The sequence below is a fragment of the Rossellomorea marisflavi genome (assembly GCF_001274775.1).
GTDB lineage: Bacteria > Bacillota > Bacilli > Bacillales > Bacillaceae_B > Rossellomorea > Rossellomorea marisflavi.
Map to the genome: position 1 here is coordinate 386710 of NZ_LGUE01000004.1, position 16899 is coordinate 403608.

At 51.8% G+C, this 16899-nt stretch carries 14 protein-coding genes and 1 pseudogene; 2 read left to right on the forward strand and 13 right to left on the reverse strand.

The annotated features are described in order from the left end of the window. Positions 1-41 precede the first annotated feature (41 nt). From AF331_RS22415 to AF331_RS11990, 9 genes are all read right to left on the reverse strand, one after another. Positions 42-191, reverse strand: coding sequence for a hypothetical protein (locus AF331_RS22415; protein ID WP_160316527.1), 150 nt, complete (start codon positions 189-191; stop codon positions 42-44). 173 nt (positions 192-364) lie between these two features. Beyond that, positions 365-499 (reverse strand): hypothetical protein, encoded by a 135-nt coding sequence (locus tag AF331_RS23030; protein ID WP_262371265.1) that lies wholly within the window; start codon positions 497-499, stop codon positions 365-367. Between the two features lie 270 nt (positions 500-769). Next, positions 770-1813, reverse strand: coding sequence for a sugar ABC transporter substrate-binding protein (locus tag AF331_RS11960; protein ID WP_053428340.1), 1044 nt, complete (start codon positions 1811-1813; stop codon positions 770-772). 13 nt (positions 1814-1826) lie between these two features. Beyond that, a complete protein-coding gene (locus AF331_RS11965; protein ID WP_053428341.1) occupies positions 1827-3347 on the reverse strand; it encodes a response regulator in 1521 nt (506 codons plus the stop codon). After that, positions 3322-4782, reverse strand: a complete 1461-nt coding sequence (locus AF331_RS11970; protein ID WP_053428342.1) for a sensor histidine kinase — start codon at positions 4780-4782, stop codon at positions 3322-3324. The genes AF331_RS11965 and AF331_RS11970 overlap by 26 nt, the downstream gene beginning before the upstream one ends. Next, positions 4779-5756, reverse strand: coding sequence for a sugar ABC transporter substrate-binding protein (locus tag AF331_RS11975; RefSeq protein ID WP_053428343.1), 978 nt, complete (start codon positions 5754-5756; stop codon positions 4779-4781). Before AF331_RS11975 ends, AF331_RS11970 begins: the two co-directional genes overlap by 4 nt. Positions 5757-5928: 172 nt before the next feature. After that, on the reverse strand, positions 5929-7101 hold the full coding sequence (locus tag AF331_RS11980; RefSeq protein ID WP_053428344.1) for a sugar ABC transporter permease: 1173 nt from the start codon (positions 7099-7101) through the stop codon (positions 5929-5931). Positions 7102-7115: 14 nt separating this feature from the next. Then, positions 7116-8639, reverse strand: coding sequence for a sugar ABC transporter ATP-binding protein (locus AF331_RS11985; protein ID WP_152915627.1), 1524 nt, complete (start codon positions 8637-8639; stop codon positions 7116-7118). A 72-nt stretch (positions 8640-8711) separates the two neighbouring features. Further along, positions 8712-9827: a sugar ABC transporter substrate-binding protein gene (locus AF331_RS11990; protein WP_285813550.1), complete on the reverse strand. Its 1116-nt coding sequence runs from the start codon at positions 9825-9827 to the stop codon at positions 8712-8714. A 518-nt stretch (positions 9828-10345) separates the two neighbouring features. Here AF331_RS11990 and AF331_RS11995 point away from each other — a divergent pair. Next, a complete protein-coding gene (locus AF331_RS11995; RefSeq protein WP_327205418.1) occupies positions 10346-10876 on the forward strand; it encodes a DUF5906 domain-containing protein in 531 nt (176 codons plus the stop codon). 378 nt (positions 10877-11254) lie between these two features. Next, positions 11255-11605, forward strand: coding sequence for a hypothetical protein (locus AF331_RS12000; RefSeq protein ID WP_160316528.1), 351 nt, complete (start codon positions 11255-11257; stop codon positions 11603-11605). A gap of 527 nt (positions 11606-12132) precedes the next feature. On the opposite strand, the pseudogene AF331_RS22895 reads toward AF331_RS12000, so the two are convergent. From AF331_RS22895 to AF331_RS12020, 4 genes and pseudogenes are all read right to left on the reverse strand, one after another. After that, positions 12133-13226 (reverse strand): annotated as a pseudogene (locus AF331_RS22895) (IS3 family transposase). 91 nt (positions 13227-13317) lie between these two features. Next, entirely contained in the window at positions 13318-14277 is a 960-nt protein-coding gene (locus AF331_RS12010; protein ID WP_053428348.1) for an arsenic resistance protein, read from the reverse strand. Positions 14278-14445: 168 nt separating this feature from the next. Continuing rightward, the gene (locus AF331_RS23095) at positions 14446-15285 is read right to left on the reverse strand and encodes a methyl-accepting chemotaxis protein (RefSeq protein ID WP_327205408.1); all 840 of its coding nucleotides are present in this window, start codon (positions 15283-15285) and stop codon (positions 14446-14448) included. Between the two features lie 20 nt (positions 15286-15305). Continuing rightward, a complete protein-coding gene (locus AF331_RS12020; protein ID WP_053428350.1) occupies positions 15306-16760 on the reverse strand; it encodes an aldehyde dehydrogenase family protein in 1455 nt (484 codons plus the stop codon). Positions 16761-16899: the final 139 nt, after the last annotated feature.

Below are 16899 nucleotides of genomic sequence, written 5' to 3' on the forward strand. Positions count from 1 at the left end.
GTGCATCGATTGTCCGATGCACAGGAACCGTCCCCCCTTCGTCATTTCAACTCCACCTCCCACTCCTGCGCCAGTTCTTCGATATGTTTGTTTAAGGTCGTAACCTTTATATTATAGGCTGCGAGCAGGTCATCGGATTCTTCCATCAAGGAATCATAGATGGCCTTCAGTGCGTCCTTGAAGGAATTCAAGGTAGTTTTCTTCTACGTCCCGTGCCAGGTTCACCAAGTTTTTGACTTCATAGCTTTTATAGGTCCAGCCGTCTAGCATCAAGAATATTTTCATACCCCAGTATGGCATTATTTTCGATAGCAGCCACCACTTGATCAAGATCCTTGTTCGGTCCCTTCGATGCTTCAATCATTTATTTTCTGGCGTCCGCCTCCATTGAACCCAACTCAACCAGATCTTCATTGATGAAGGCCGTAAAGAACGTATAATCCACGCTGCACCAGGCAAGGACCATCGCGGCCATGCAGTCTAAAAATAGTTTTTTCATAGGTGGCTCCTTCTCCTGTCTCTTATGTACCAAATCGGGGATTGAACATCCCAACCAGCCATTTTACAACATTCCCCACTATAACATGGATATCTTCACCTAAAAAAAGGATCTTTTTATCCATTTCACCTATGGAATGATTGGAATGAAGGAAATAAAGGGACGATTCCGTTCAGGCATCAGCCGATCGGAACCGTCCCTTTCTTACACACGCTGGTCTTAGCATTTACACGTCTGACTGTTTTGACGCACTGGAACCGTCCCCGTGCTTCACTCATACACTTCCTCCCGGGTGTGGAAGTGGTCGGCGATGATGGTGGTGTCGAGGTTGGCTTTGTTGACTGCGGTGGGCTGGAGGAGGACGGATGGGACTTCGATTTTGCCGTTGTTGATTTTTTTGTCGGTGTCGATGTATTCGCCGCGTGCGATGGAGATGGCGAGGGCTGCCGCTTCTTCTGCCAGGATATTGATCGGCTTGTAGACGGTCATGGCCTGGGTGCCCTGGACGATGCGGCGGACGGCGTTGAGTTCGGCATCCTGCCCGGCGACGGGGATCTTCCCGGCGAGTCCCGCTTCCTCCAGCGCCTTCTCGGCCATGCCCGCGGTGGCATCGTTGGCGGCGATGACGGCATCGATGTCCTGCCCGTTCGCTTCAAGGGCCTTTTTCATATTGTCATAGGCGTTCTCGGGCAGCCAGTTGTCGGTCCACTCATCGTACACCACCTGGATCTCTCCCCGGTCGATGGGCTCCTTCAGTACGTCAAAGACGCCTTTCTTCAAGAGGTGGGCGTTGTAATCCGTTTCCGCCCCGCCGATATACACATATTTCCCCTTGGGAACAAGTTCGGTGATGGCATCTGCCTGTAGCTCCCCGACGCGTTCGTTATCAAAGGATACGTACAGGTCGATGTCGGCGTTCCGGACGAGACGATCATAGGAGACGACCTGTATGCCGGCCTTATGGGCTTTCTGGACGATGGCCGCGGCGGCTTCGGCGTTATACGGGACGATCACGAGGACGTCGACGCCTTCTGCGATGAGTGTTTCCGCCTGCAGCACCTGGAGGGCATCATCCCCCCGTGCCTCGGTGATCAACACTTCCGCTCCCTGGTCCTCCACGGCCTGCTTGAAGAGATCCCGGTCCCGCACCCATCGCTCCTCTTCCAGCGTATCCATGGAGAAGCCGATCTTAACGGGACTTGGCGATTCTTCTTTTTCTTTATGGACCGGCACGACCGGCTCCTTTTCTTCGCATCCGGCGAGGATCATCCCGAAGAGGAGGAGCCACGCCAGGTGACGCATCGCTTTCCCCATGCCCCATCACCCTTTATACATGTTGTCCGAGCAGGCTCCTCCGGTACTCTTTCGGGGAGTGCTTCGTCATTTTCTTGAATACCTTGCTGAAATAGTTCGGGTCATGATACCCGACTTCGTAGCTGATTTCCTTGATGCTTTTCTCTGGATTCTTCATGAGCCCCTTCGCCTTGTCCATGCGGCATTCCGTGAGAAAATCGATGTAGTTCATCCCCTGCTTCTCCTTGAACATCTTGCTGATGTAGATCGGACTGAGATGGACGGTCTGGGCCAGGGTATCAAGGGACATATCTTCGTGGGAGTGATCCTGGATGTACTGCTTGATCTGCTGGAACGTGTCGGCTTCCGTATGGCTGAAATGAGTCCGATAGGCTTCCTTCATCTCATCGAGGAGGCGCTCCGCTTCCTTCCGCAGCGTGCGGTAGTCCGTCGGCTGCACGGAAAAGAGGGGCTCCTGCGTGTCGATCCCGCTCTCACTGAGGACGCGGGACGTCATCCACAGCACCTGAAGGATCCGCTGCTGGGAATAGATGATCGGCGTCCCTTCTTTCTCCAGGGTGGTGATGGCGTTGGTCACCTGGGTATGGACCCGGTCCCACTGCCCGAGGCGGATGTTTTCCATGAGCTCCTTCTGGTCGGTCATCGCCTGCTCCCGGGTTTCGGGCTTCAGGGGGATCTCCTCGAAGAACCGGTACCGTTTCCGTCCCTGTGTATCAACGGTGGCGAGCATCGCTTCCTGGTAGGAACGCCTCACGTCATCCAGTGACGAGCAGACGTTCCCGATGCCGATGAACCAGTCCTGTTCCGCCCCGAGGGAAAGGAGTTCGCGGGCGAGGGCAGTCGCCTGGGAGCGGTAGGTGGTCCCGGTCTCCCTGAAGACGATGAGGGGAAGCTGTCGGCCATATAAGGCACCGGTCCAGCCTCGCTGGCGGATCGCCTGACGGATCTCGGAATAATGGCCATCACCGCTTTCCGAAAGGAGGAGGACCATGACGAACAGATCCCCTTCTGCCGGAACGTCCAGCATCTCCATGAGTAGATCCACATGCACATCGTGGACGTGGTCGAAAAGGAGCTGAGTCACGACGTCGGTTTCGACGAGCATGCGTGCCCTCTCCCACTTCTCCTGCTGATCGAGGCTCGCCACATGCCTACTGCGCTCCGCCTCGATTTCACCGAGGACCTTCCCGATCGTCGCCACGATCTCCGCCGCCTTGCTCGGCTTCAGGATGTAGTCCTTCGCCCCGAGCTTGATGGCTGCTTTCATGTAGGAAAAGGTATCATAGGCCGTCACCATGATGAACTTGATATGGGGCTGTTCCGCCGTGATGGCCTCGATGGCTTCAAGCCCGTTCATCCCCGGCATCTTGATGTCCATGAGGACAAGATCAGGACTGAATGTGGCCGCCATGTCAACGGCCACCCTTCCGTTTTTCGCCTGTTGGATGACGAGATCGGGGAAATGCTTCTCCAGGATGAGCTGCATCCCTTCCCTTTCCATCGGTTCATCATCCACGATGAGCAATTTGATCATGATTCTCCGCTCCTTCCCGTTTGATTCGCAGTGTGATGGTCGTTCCCTTTCCTTCTTCGCTTTCAATCGCAATCACATCCTCGACGCCGTAAAAGAGGCGGAGGCGCTTCACGACGTTGCTGAATCCGATGCCGGTGGAATGCCCTTCCGGCAGCGCTTCTTCCTCGACGATCTGACGGATTTTTTCCCGGGGCATGCCCGCTCCGTCATCGCTGATTTCAACCGCGATCCCGTCGCCCTCCTCATACACCCGGAAGCGGATGCTGCCTCCGTCTTCCTGCGGTTCGACGGCATGGATGACGGCATTCTCCACGATGGGCTGCAGGGTGAGGGCCGGGATCTTCGCGTCCAGGCAGGAAGGATCGATGTCGGTGGTGAACTGAAGGCGGTCGGCAAACCGGGCCTTCTGGATATCCATATACTGAAGGAGCACAGCGATCTCATCCCCAAGGGTGACGGAGCGGTTCTGGCGCTTCAGGTTGTAGCGCAGGATGCCCGCCACGCTCACGAGGAGGTCACTCGTCTCCTCGGACCCTTCCATATAGGCTTTCTTCGACAGCGTGTTCAGCGTATTGAAGAGGAAGTGGGGATTGATCTGACTCTGAAGGCTCCTGAACTGACTTTCCTGAAGGAGGAGCTTGCTTTCCTGGAGCTCCCTCTCTAAGGCGGCCTTCTGCTTCATCTCCGAGATAAGATTGTTGATGTTGATCCGCATCCGGTCGAAGGTTTTGGCGAGGAAGGCGATCTCGTCATTCCCCTCCACCTTCACCTCCTGGCTGAAATTCCCCCGGGACAGCTCGTTGGCGGCCTTCGTCAGCTTGAAGACAGGGCGCGTGATGCCGAGTGAGAACCAGTACGAAGCAATCAGCAAGAGACAGGTGATGAGGAGGAGCACCCAGATCCCGAGCTTGATCACTTCGGCGGACTGCTCCATGATCCCCCGGTAGCGCACATTGTACGTCGTGAGCTCCTTATCGATGAGAGTGAGGGTCGTTTCGGAAATATACCCCGAGATCCGATTCGCCTCGGCAAACTCCCTCGCCGACGCTTCCGCATCGTTCTCTTCCTGGAAAAGAAGGAAGCGGTCCGTCGTCTCAACAAGACTGTCGATGAGATTCAGATAGTTTGATAGGGTAAAATCATTGTCCCGGTTCCGCAGGCCGTCCACGACGGTCTTCCCGTCCTTCATCTTTTCTTTGCTCTCCTGCAGTTTCGCTAGATTCCCATCGGTGCTCTCGACCATATAGTTATTGAGATCCGTGACCACCTGCTGGCTGTTCCGCGATACCTCATTCATGCCGAGGTAGCGCTGGAGGATATCATTGTATTGTTCGTGTGTGCGGTAATTGTAGTAGGTCAGGGCAAGCCAGATTGCTGACATGATGATCATGACGACCGTGATGAGGGTGAGGATCTTTTTCTGTATGTAGGTCATCGGTCGTCACCTTTCACGATCTTCACGTTGGTGATGTAGCCTTCGGGGTCAAGGGGCACCGTCTCCCCGTTCAGCCACTCCTCCATGAGCTGCACGCTCCACTTCCCCATGCGCTCCGGCTCCTGCTCGACGACGGCGTTGATCTTGCCCTTGGCAAGGAGCGTCATGGATTCAGGACCGTCATCGAAGGAGTAGATGAGGTACCCTTCTTCTTGAGAGCGCTTACTTATTTCCTCGATCATGGCCCCGAGATTTCCCGCATTCACCGAGATGAACGCATCGACATCGGGCTCACGGTTCATGACCTCACGGGTCGCCGTGATGATCTGATCCCGTGCGCTTCCCGTTTCCCCTTCCACGATCGTGATGGAAGGATGGTCATCAAGGACTGAGCGGATGCCTCGTATTCTCTCATTCTGATTGTATTCGCGCTCGGCATCCACCATGAGGACGACCTTGCCCACATCGCCCATTTGCTTCACCAGGGCATCGGCCATGAGCTTGCCCGCTTCGAATGGATCGGAGCCGATGTAGGTGCGGCGCAGGCTCTCACTCATGGGGACGTCATTGGCGACCGTGATGACAGGGATCCCGTTGAAGGAGGCTTTCACCTTCGTCAGCTCCTTGAACTCGGGCGTGTCCATGCCCTGGATGAGGATGCCGTCGACCTTCGACTGGATCGCGATCTCGATGTTCTTCAAAAATTCTTCTTCATTCTTCCCGTATGTCCCCCACACCTCGAGACTCACGCCTTCCTTCTTCGCCTGCTCCTTCGCCCCCGTCGCCACCTGATCCCAGAACGGCGTCTGCGTATCCTGGGTGATCAGGACGAGCCGACGCTGCTCCTTGGCAGCAGGCATCGTTTCCCGAAGAGGACCTTCATCGGCCAAAAATACTTTCTTCGCTGATAGGAACGTCAGATGACACAGCATCAGCACCCCCACACACAGCACCACCAACCCGATCTTCCTCACGTCCCATCACCTCCCGTACATGCCAAATCTCCTATGCCTATCATAGCACGGCAATGCCCCGTGCGCTCCCTATTTTTTGCAGGTGCGCGGGGACGATACTTGTGTGTCATGTCACGCCCCTTCACTCACCAAACGCCCAAAAGGACGACCCTTTTGGGGCCGTCCTGGTGCGTCAGCGTTTTTTGCGGGTGAGCACGTCGAAGATGACGGCGCCTGCGAGTACGCCTCCGCGGATCATGTATTGGTAGGAGATTCCTACTCCGAGAAGGTTCATGCCGCTTGTGAGGGAGGCCATGACGATGGCACCGATGATGGCGCCTGTCACTTTCCCTACTCCACCGGCACTGGATACGCCGCCGACGTAGGCCGCGGCAATGGCATCAAGCTCGAACAGGGTCCCGGCCGTAGTGGTGGCCGATTGGAGCCTGGAGGTGAAGAGGATTCCAGACAGGGCGGCAAGCATCCCCATGGAACCGAACACGATATACGTGATTTTCTTGACGTTGATCCCGCTCAGGTGAGCCGCTTCGGGATTGCTTCCGACGGCGTAGATGTGGCGCCCGAGGACGGTTTTCGTCGACAGGAAGTGATACACCACCACAACGAGGAGCATGATGACCATCGTCCAGGAGAAGCCGTTGTATCCGGCAAGGATCCATGTGACGTAGCCGATGATGGCTGAAATCAATACGAGCTTCAGGGCGAAGATCGGCGCTGAAATGACTTCGAACTCGTACTTGATCTTATTGCGTCGTGTGGAAAATTCGCTGTAGATGTACAGGAGGATGCCCACGACTCCAACCAATAAGGAGAGGAGGTGAAGGCCGTTCACCTGTGTGAGGGACGGGATGAACCCGTTCCCGATGGCATTGAATTTGTCATCCTGGATGATGATCGTCCCGGTCTTCTCCGTTACTTGAAGGAGGGCTCCGCGGAAGATGAGCATGCCGGCAAGGGTCGCCACGAAGGACGGGATTCCGATTTGTGCCACTAGAAGTCCGTTGAAGAGTCCCACAACCGCCCCGAGGACGAGGATGATGGGAATGGTCAACCACGGGGACATGCCCGCCTGGGTCAATAGGATCGCCGCGATGGCGCCCAGGAATCCGGCAGCGTACCCGACCGATAGATCGATGTGGCGGATGACGATGACGAGGGTCATCCCCACGGCAAGGACCGCGATGTATCCGGCGGAATCCAATAGATTACTAATGTTCCTCGACGTCATGAACAGCCCGTCGGTCATGAATGTGAATGTTAGAATGATAACGGCTAATGCAATGTACATCCCGTAGTCACGGATGTTGTCCCGGATCAGCATCCTTGTTTCTTGAAAAATATTCATCTCTGTCTACCCCCTTATTGCGTTGCTAGCTCCATGATTTTTTCCTGATTGGCGTCTTCGACTTGAAGTTCGCCTTTGATCTGGCCCTGGGCCATGACGTATACGCGGTCGCTCATGCCGAGGACCTCCCCGAGTTCCGATGAGATCATGACGATGCTGAGGCCCTGTTCGATGAGCTCATTCATCACCGTGTAAATCTCGAACTTCGCTCCGACGTCGATTCCCCGCGTCGGCTCATCGAGGATGAGCAGCTTCGGTCCGACGAACAGCCATTTCCCGATGGATACCTTCTGCTGGTTCCCCCCGCTCAGGTTCCCGACGAGCTGTTCAAGGGATGACGCCTTGATATGAAGGGATTTATGATATTTCTCCCCTACCCGAATCTCTTCGTTTTCATTGATCACGCCGGCCTTGGAGGAAATGCCCCCGAGGTTCGCAGCGGAAAGATTGCTCTTGATATCCTGGAGAAGGAAAAGTCCATCATCCTTCCGATCCTCCGTCACGTAGGCGATGCCCGCCTTGATGGCATCACGCGTATGCTTCAGGACGGTGAGGGTGTCGTTCCAGATGAGATCCCCTTCCAGCTTGTAGTGCTTGGCGTTGCCGAAAATGCTCATGGCAAGCTCGGTGCGCCCGGAGCCCATGAGTCCTGCTATCCCGACGATCTCGCCTTTTTTCACCGACAGATTGACGTTCTTGATCACGTGGCGGCCGAGCTGCGGGTCATACGCCGACCAGTTGTGAAGCTCGAGGATGTTCTCGCCGTGCTTCTTGTTCGGACGCTTCGGATAGATATCCTCGATGGCGCGCCCGACCATGTTCTTGATGATCACGGGTTCTGTGATCTGGCCCGTTGAGGCATCAAGGGTGCAGATCGTCTGCCCGTCCCGGATGACCGTCGCCTTGTCGGCGATATGGATGACCTCTTTCAGCTTGTGGCTGATCATGATGCACGTGATGCCTTGAGCCTTCAGATCCTTCAAGAGCTCCAGCAGGTTCTCACTGTCGTCTTCATTCAGGGCCGCCGTCGGCTCATCGAGGATGAGGAGCTTGACGTCCTTACTGAGTGCCTTCGCGATTTCCACGAGCTGACGCTTCCCGACGCTGAGGTCGCGGATGAGCGTATCGGGATTCACGTCGAGCTTCACTTTCTTCAGAAGCTTCTGGGCTTCCACAATCGTACGGTTCCAGTCGATGAACCCGCCGACCTTCACTTCATTCCCTGCAAAGATATTTTCATAGACCGTGAGATCCGGGAAGAGAGCGAGTTCCTGATAGATGATGGCGATGCCTGCCTGCACACTGTCACTGATTTTGTTAAATTGCTGAACGTCCCCTTCAAACACGATGTCCCCCGTGTAGGTCCCATATGGATAGACACCGCTCAGCACCTTCATGAGCGTGGACTTCCCAGCCCCGTTTTCCCCGATCAGACAGTGGATCTCGCCTTCCTCGACTTTGAAATTCACATCGCTCAGTGCTTTGACCCCTGTAAACTCCTTGGAGATATCATTCATCTCCAGCAAATACTTCTTCAATTCGTTAACCCCCTTTAACAAAAGCAATGACAGGTGGAAAAGTGGCGGGATTGCCCCGCCACCACATCCTTCTTACTCCAAACCTGTGAATTCGCTAGCTTCATAGTATTTGGAATCAATCAGCTTTTCTTTCACATTTTCTTTATCCACTACGATGACTTCCGTTTGCTTCGCTTCTACTTCTTTCTTCCCATTATCATAAGAACCGGTTGTTTCAGGTTTCTTGTCATCAAGCACGTCGACTGCGATACCCATGGCATCCGTTACAAGTGTGCGGACATCCTTGAAGACCGTCATGGACTGCTTGCCGTCGATCACATATTGGATCGATGCTTTCTCTGCATCCTGACCTGTGACTACAAAGCTCTTCACTTCTGAATCGGAACCGAATACATCCGCGATGCTTCGTGCCGTACCATCATTCGGTGCAAGGACGGCTACGTCACCCTTCATGTCCGCTCCGACTGCTGTCAAATGCGTTTGAGCCTTGTTCTTGGCTTCGTTTGGATCCCAGTTCGTTGTCACCTGACCGAGGATCTTACTCATCTGGTCACGGCTGAGTTCTGCCGTATCCTTCAGGCCTTCTGCTTCACTTGAGTTGGCAATCTTGAATGTGCCATCAGCGATTTTCGGTTGAAGGGCTTTCCAAGCTCCTTCGAAGAATAGGAACGCGTTGTTATCAGACGCTGCCCCCGCATATAGGTAAAGCGGTACATCCTTACCTGTTGCGTGGTCGATCAAGTATTGACCTTGAGCTTCCCCGACCGCGACGCTATCGAATGTCACGTAGTAATCAACGGCATCCGTGTTCGTGATCAATCGGTCGTATGAGATGACCGTTACGCCTTCTTTCTTCGCAGACTCGACAGCCGCTGCTGCAGCGTCCCCGTCCTGAGGCGTGATGATCAAGACATCGATGCCTTTATTCAGCAATGTTTCCACATTTTCTTTTTCCTTGGCAGATGAACCCTGGCTGAACAGGATCTCAACATTGTAATCCGAATCCTTCAGCGCATCTTTGAAACGTTTTTCATCCTGAACCCATCTCGGCTCATCCTTCGTCGGAAGAACGATCCCGATATCGACACCGGACTTGCTTTTTCCGCCTGAACTACTGCTGCTGCCACAAGCGGCCAGCATCCCCATGAATAAAGCCAGAACCATTAAAAATGAAGCCATTCTCCACATCTTCTTCACACTTGAATCCCCCTTTAACGTGTTGGTACATCTTGATTATATGGGTCCTTCATCATGAATGTAATCGCTTTCACTAGCACTCTTTTGGTATCGTCTGTATTTTTTTGGTGTTGGGGGTTTGGGAGGAATAGGATGGGTGGAGTAGGTGCGGTCACGCCCTAAAATCGAAGAAGCCATCAGAATCATCAATACTTACTGCCTAGAAGTCAGCGCGACAACCGATTCTCACCTGCTCCCCGTGAATAATGGCATTTACAACCAGAAAACAGGTGAGCTTTAACCCTTCAGCGAGCAGTACATCTTTCTGACCAAAATTAACGTGGATTACACTCGTAACGCTACGAATCCAATCATTAAAGAGTCAGACGGTACGCATTGGGATGTTGAGTCTTGGCTGGCAGGACTGTCGGTAATCCGAGAGGTCAATGAGCTTCTATGGCAAGTGATCGCCGCAAGCCTGCAGCCGAACAAATCGATTTGGTTTTATTCAGAATCAGGACGGCCAGCTCATCAAGAATCTGCTCGAGAAGGGAAACTATTCGTCTCTTTCCGTGGTCAATTTCAATCATGAATTCAAGAAGCAGGACTTGCTTGGTGTGGCCGCTAACATCGCTGATGAGAACGACGTGGACAAATATATCAATTCCGTGAAGGATTACAAAGCGAGCATCAGGGGGGATGACGTCATCATCAACCGGAAGCATAAGGATCCGGCGCGCGTGCAGTTCAGGGGTCATAATATCCAAATGATGAACGGGCTGCCGAAGACGAAGGTTAAAACTGGTTCGTTTTATCGTCGTTTGATTATAGTTCCGCTCATCAAGTCATTCACCAATAACGGGGAGAAAAGCTTTATCAATTCGGACTACATCGCCCGTAAAGAGGTGCTGGAGTACACCTTGTTCAAAGCCCTGTCCCTTTCATTTGATGAATTTATCGTACCGCAAGCCTCCGTCTATCTTCCTGATCAGTACCGTGAGAAGAATAACCCGGTGCTCGATTTCTGGAATGAGCTACATGAAGAATCTCATCCCAAATAAGTTCTTATACGATTTGTATCAAAAATGGTTCGAGCATAGCAATCCAAGCGGCACCGTGATTGGGTAACTCACCTTTTATGACCAATTGTCCCCTATCATCGATGCGGACGGGGCGTGGGAAAATCATAATGGTACAGATAAAACCAATATTCGAACCGGTAACAAATTGGACGCACGGAATACGTCTTGGATAAACCATTCCGCAATGGGGCGCCGTCCCCGGGGAGTAAGCCTAACTATAATGGGCCGAGTCAGAAAATGGCCCGAGACTTTACCAGGAAGGGCAAATACAGAGGAATCGTACGGGTATGACTTGCTTAGGGGCTACCCGCCACACACAGTTGAAAGGAGTGAATTGTATGGCTGTCGCTGGATCCTTTGCCATTGTGCTCATGCTCCATCATCGTCTCGAAGACACCCTCAAAGGCATTCGCAAACAATGCATTTCTTGAAAGCTACTTTGAGATGAAAGTCGGTCCTCCCTTCCGCCATACGCTTGAATTGAAAGGTCACAGGCTGATTCATCGACATCTGGGCAAGAAGACGTCCATTAATCTGTATCAGGTCGATGCTGTGGGTATCCGGAACTTTCGGACCAAGATCAAGTTGATAAATGGGAAAGCGATCACCCTGCCGATTGAATTCCATCATCAATCACAAATCTATGCCATCCTTAAACACCATCGCCCGGACGAATTCTGCAGCGCCCTTTCTACGCGCACTAAGTAAGTAGCCCTATCAAATGGATGGAACAATCTTTTCTATATTTGTAGGCGGTGCTTCAACCGACATGACGCTAAACTTATATGTGGGTAGAGACTCTTACAATGTTTATTAATTTGATTTGAATCAAAACCCCTCTTTGGAATAAGAGGGGTTTTGTAATCACGTTAGACAACAGGAGAGCGACTTTATCGCTTTCCGTTATTAAATTTTAGTCAGCATTCGATTTTTATGATAGGACAATGTATAGTTGCAATATTAAGAATAATATTATTAGATAAAGGTAGCATAGATATTATGTGGGGATACATAAACTCTCATGAATCAACTAACATACTAGAAAGGATGAGTCACCATCGAAAAATCAGGAAAAAGTATACTATTGGTACTGGGTTGGGTTTCTGTCATTTTGGCCTTTTTTAGTTCTTTTTTATTTGGGGTAATTGCTATAGGTTTAGGGTATGTATTACGTAAAGATTATGGCGCACGATCTCAAGGCCTCACGCTCATTATATTCGCAGTTATCTTTATCATTATTGGGCTAATCGCCGGACCTTTGCTTGTTTCTTATATGGGTAACCAATAATAGTATCCCAATCAATAAAAAAACCGCAAAGAACTGACTTTAGAGAACAGTAGAAGGTTTCTATGACGGCATTATCAAAGCAATTTCCTCGTCGAGACATGCTTGTGATAATGCCTTTTTTTACAGTATCCCTAAAAATCATTGGAGGTATATTGAAATCCTTGATCACTATGAAGGACGCATCCAGATACATTTTGACCCTCACACGCTCCTTTCTACGTATCTAACACCAACGCTTCTAACACCAACGCTTTATCCTGTTTATCTCCTATGGTGTAAGCAAGAATTTCATTATTATACAGGTCCTTAATTGTTGATAAATATATCATTTTCTCCTCATAAGCAAGATAGCTAATATCTGTCATCCATTTTCCATTCGGTTCCGTGGCAGTAAACTCTCTGTTTAAGATATTCGCGACAATTTCACTTTCACCAGCTAGATAGTTTTGTCTTTTCTTTTTAACCTGGCACTGGATGTTGAATTTCTGCATGATTCGCTGTACCGTATTTCTATTGAGTTCGAGATTATGCTCTTTACGCAAAATGCCGCAAACCATCAGGTGCCCAATGCGAAATTTCAACGCAACGCATAGATTAATGATTTTCTCCTCTAACTCCGACGGTCCCCATGACTTTCTACAACAACGATAATAAGTAGCCTCATCCACTCCAAGCATTCACAAAGAGTCATAACGGATTATTTATGTTTTAACATCTCTACGATTTGAACGAATACTTCTGGGACCACTTCCTATCGATTTCCCTGTACTTTACCACCAATTCCTCACGCATTTCATAATAAGCGACTTTCTTTCGTAACTGAGCTAGTTCACTATCCTCATCTGAAACTTTCCCATAAGAATATTGTTTCCCAAGAGGTTGAGCAAACCGATGAAACTCTCCATTTTAGAACCATCTCACCTAAGTCTTAATCTGAAATCGATTCTTGATTCCAAACATGTCCGTGAGCTCTTGATTTGGATAATTTCCTTCTAATTTTAAACGGACAACTTCTTTCTTAACTTCCTCAGGATAAAACATCTCCAAATGTAAATGAATTACTTACTACTTGAAGGTGTTTTATTCAGTCTCATTTTGTTAGGTCTCTCTAGTACGCCTCGGGGTCCCTCCATTATTTCATCAACCTCGGTACGACCTTGATATACACCAGCTCCCCCACGAGCTCGACGATCGTCTGGGTGACGATGACGGCTGCGGCGAGCCGTGCCCAGTCCCCCGGCAGGGCAAGTGCGAGGGGCAGCACGACCAGGGAGTTCCGCGTGCCGGCGCTGAAGATGAGGGCACGGCCTTCCCCCGTGTCGAGCTTGAACATGGCCGCAATGGCACGGGAGATGATCGGGCTGATGACCAGGAACAGCACGTATATCGGGATGACGCGGACGATTGCATCGAGGTCACTGTACACCTTGCCGATCTGCGAGGCGACAACGACGATGAGCACAAAGGCCATGAACGGGACGGGAAGCCACGCGGTCCAGTCGAGGAACCGGGCTCCGGCCGTCTTCCTGCCAGCCCAAATTTGAGTGAGGAGCGCCATGATGAGCGGCACCACGATCAGGAAGAGGAAGGCTTCAAGGAAGGGACCGACGCGCACGATTCCCGCCATGTTTCCGCCTATGAACAGCCATAGGTATACCGGTAGCAGGAGCATCTGCACGACGAACAGCACCGGTGTGGACGCAAGCATGAGCTTTTCATTCCCTTTCCCGAGCTGGGTGAACACGATCACGTAATCGATGCACGGCGTGAGGAGAACGAGGCATACGCCCAGCAGGACGGGCGGCGCCAAAGGAAAGGGTGTGATCAGGACCCAGACAATGACAGGTACCGCGATAAAATTCGCAATCAATAATGCCATCATGAACCTCAGATTCGACAGGGCTTCACGAAGCTTCAGGAACGGGATTTGCGTGAACATCCCGTACATCAGGATCGCAATCAACGGTGAGATCGCCGCATCCAGACTGCTCCCTGCTCCAGGACTAAGGAGCCCCACTGCCCCGCCGATGAGAAGGGCGATGGCATAAATCCAAATTTGCTGGTTTTCCAGTTGGTTTCTAGTTATCTTCATTTCTTACTCCTTCTATCATTCAATACTAGTAAGTGTAAAGGAAGGGATCGGGCAACTCAATAACGGCGCATGGGGACGGTTCCTATACGCCAAAAAGATGACGCACCGGAACCGTCCCCATGCACCACCAAAAAAAGAAGCACGGGGGCTGCCCGTACTTCTCTTCATTCAGTTCCCGTCGTAGAGGGTTCTCTCTGCGAGCTGGGCGAGTTCTTGTGCTTTTGCGCTGATTTCCTGGATGGTGGCTGAGAATTCCTGGATGGATCCTGATTGGGTGTCGGTCAGGGTGTAGACTTCCTGGAATGATTGGTTCAGGGACAGCAGGAGTCCCTGGATGTTCTTGGTGATGTCGTTGATCTGGGTCACGTTCTCTTTTGAGTTCGTGGCGAGCTTGCGGATCTCGTTGGCCACGACGGAGAAGCCTTTTCCGACTTCGCCTGCACGTGCCGCTTCGATGGCCGCGTTCAGCCCAAGGAGGTTACTTTGATCCGAGATGCCTTTGACGACTCCGGAGATTTCGCCGATTTCCTCTGCGCTGGAGCTGACGTCTTTCATCTGGTCAGTCATATCGGTCACACGGCCTGACAGTTGGGTGACGGAAGTGCTGATGTCTTCAATAGATGCAGCGGTTTGCTCGACGATGACGGAGAAGCTTTCGGCCATCTCGAACAGGGCGCTCGCCTTCTCAAGGCTCGTCCCGATCCCGACGCCTCCGATGACGTTGCCTTCGTCATCATGAAGGGGGATGGCACGTGCGATCAGGGGAAATCCGAACAGATCCTTTGGAAGGACCGCCGTCAGTTCTTCGTTGGCGCGGATTGCTTTCGTGACGATATCCTCGTCAACGAGGGGATCACCCGGCTTGACGTTCAAGGCGAACGTCTTCCCGGGGATGTTGATGATGAGCTTTTCCGTGTCATAGATTCCGACGGTGATGTCATCCTGGATCAGGCTGTTCAACAAGGGCGCGACCTGGACGAATGATTCTAGTACACTTTTGTTTGCCATCTTCATTCACATTCTTTCTATTAATATGGTAGTTGACGCTGACCGTAGTTGACAGAGATCCATTTGAGGGTCGTGAATTCATCCAGACTCCACTCCCCGTTCATGCGGCCGATGCCGGATTGTTTCTCCCCACCGAAGGCCACGATCGGCTCATCGTTGATGGTGATATCGTTCACGTGGATCATCCCGGTGTGGACCTTCTTCGCAAACTCCACTCCGCGCTCCAGATTCGATGTATGCACGGCGCCGCTAAGCCCGAAGCGGGTCTCGTTGGCGATGGCGATCGCTTCCTCTTCTGTGTCGAACGGGATGATGCACACGACTGGACCGAAGAGCTCTTCCTGGGCAACGGTCATATCCGTCGTCACATCTGCGAGCACCGTCGGTTCGAAGAGGCGTCCGCTGTTACTTCCTCTGAGTACAGGGTTCGCGCCTTCTTCGATTCCTTTTTCAATGAGGGCGGCGAGGTTTTTCGCCTGGCGATCGTTGATGACAGGCCCGATGATGGTGTCCGGATCTTTCGGGTCACCCGTTTTCAATGTCGACACCTTGGCCGTGAATTTCGTCACGAACTCATCATAGACCGAGCGCTGGACGAGCACGCGGTTCGCACACATACAGATCTGCCCCTGGTGGGTGAAACGGCTGAAGGCCGCTGCATTGACGGCGTATTCAAGATCTGCGTCTTCGAGTACGATGAAGGCACTGTTTCCACCGAGCTCAAGAAGAGGCTTCTTGAAATTCTTCACGGCCACTTGACCGATGTAGCTTCCGACGCCCGTTGAACCGGTGAACGAGATGATGCGCGGGATCGGATGCTCCACGAACGCGTCCCCGATTTCCTTAATATCTGCAACGACAACGTTCAGAAGACCTTTCGGCACCCCTGCTTCTTCAAAGATTTTCCCTATGAGGGTCCCGCCTGTGATCGGGGAATCTTCATGTGGCTTCAGGACGACGCCATTTCCGGCTCCGAGTGCAGGTGCCACGGATTTAACAGATAGGAAGAACGGGAAGTTGAATGGACTGATGACGCCCACGACCCCAGCCGGGATGCGGTACAGTCTGTTTTCCACGTCATCGATCGTAGATGGCAGGATCTTGCCTTCCATGCGGATCGGGAAGGTGGCTGCTTCTTTGATCATGTTTTTCACAAGACCGATCTCGAATACGGCCTTCAATCGTGTCCCACCGAGCTCATCGATGATGATCGAGATGATTTCTTCTTCATTCTCTTCAATATATTTCACAGCATTTTCTAGGATGTCGCGCTTCTTGAACGGGTTTACTTTATCCCACTGGAGCTTCGCCTCTGCGGCTGCTTGGTAGGCTGCATCTATATCTTCTGTGTTTGCAAGCTTATATGTAACGATGGATTCACCGTTGTACGGGTTGATGTTCACCATTTCACCGGTGCTGTTCCCGTCTCTCCACTCGCCTCCGATGAATTGTTTTCCTAATGACTGTCTATTCATGCTAAAACCTCCAGGTAGTAGATATCTCCAACACTCTTCTTATCGGCTATTTAAGGAAAATCTTTACTGGGAAATGGATATTTCATCCCATACCGTTTTCACTATTCACACTGAGTCCTACACGCAAGACTTATTAGTA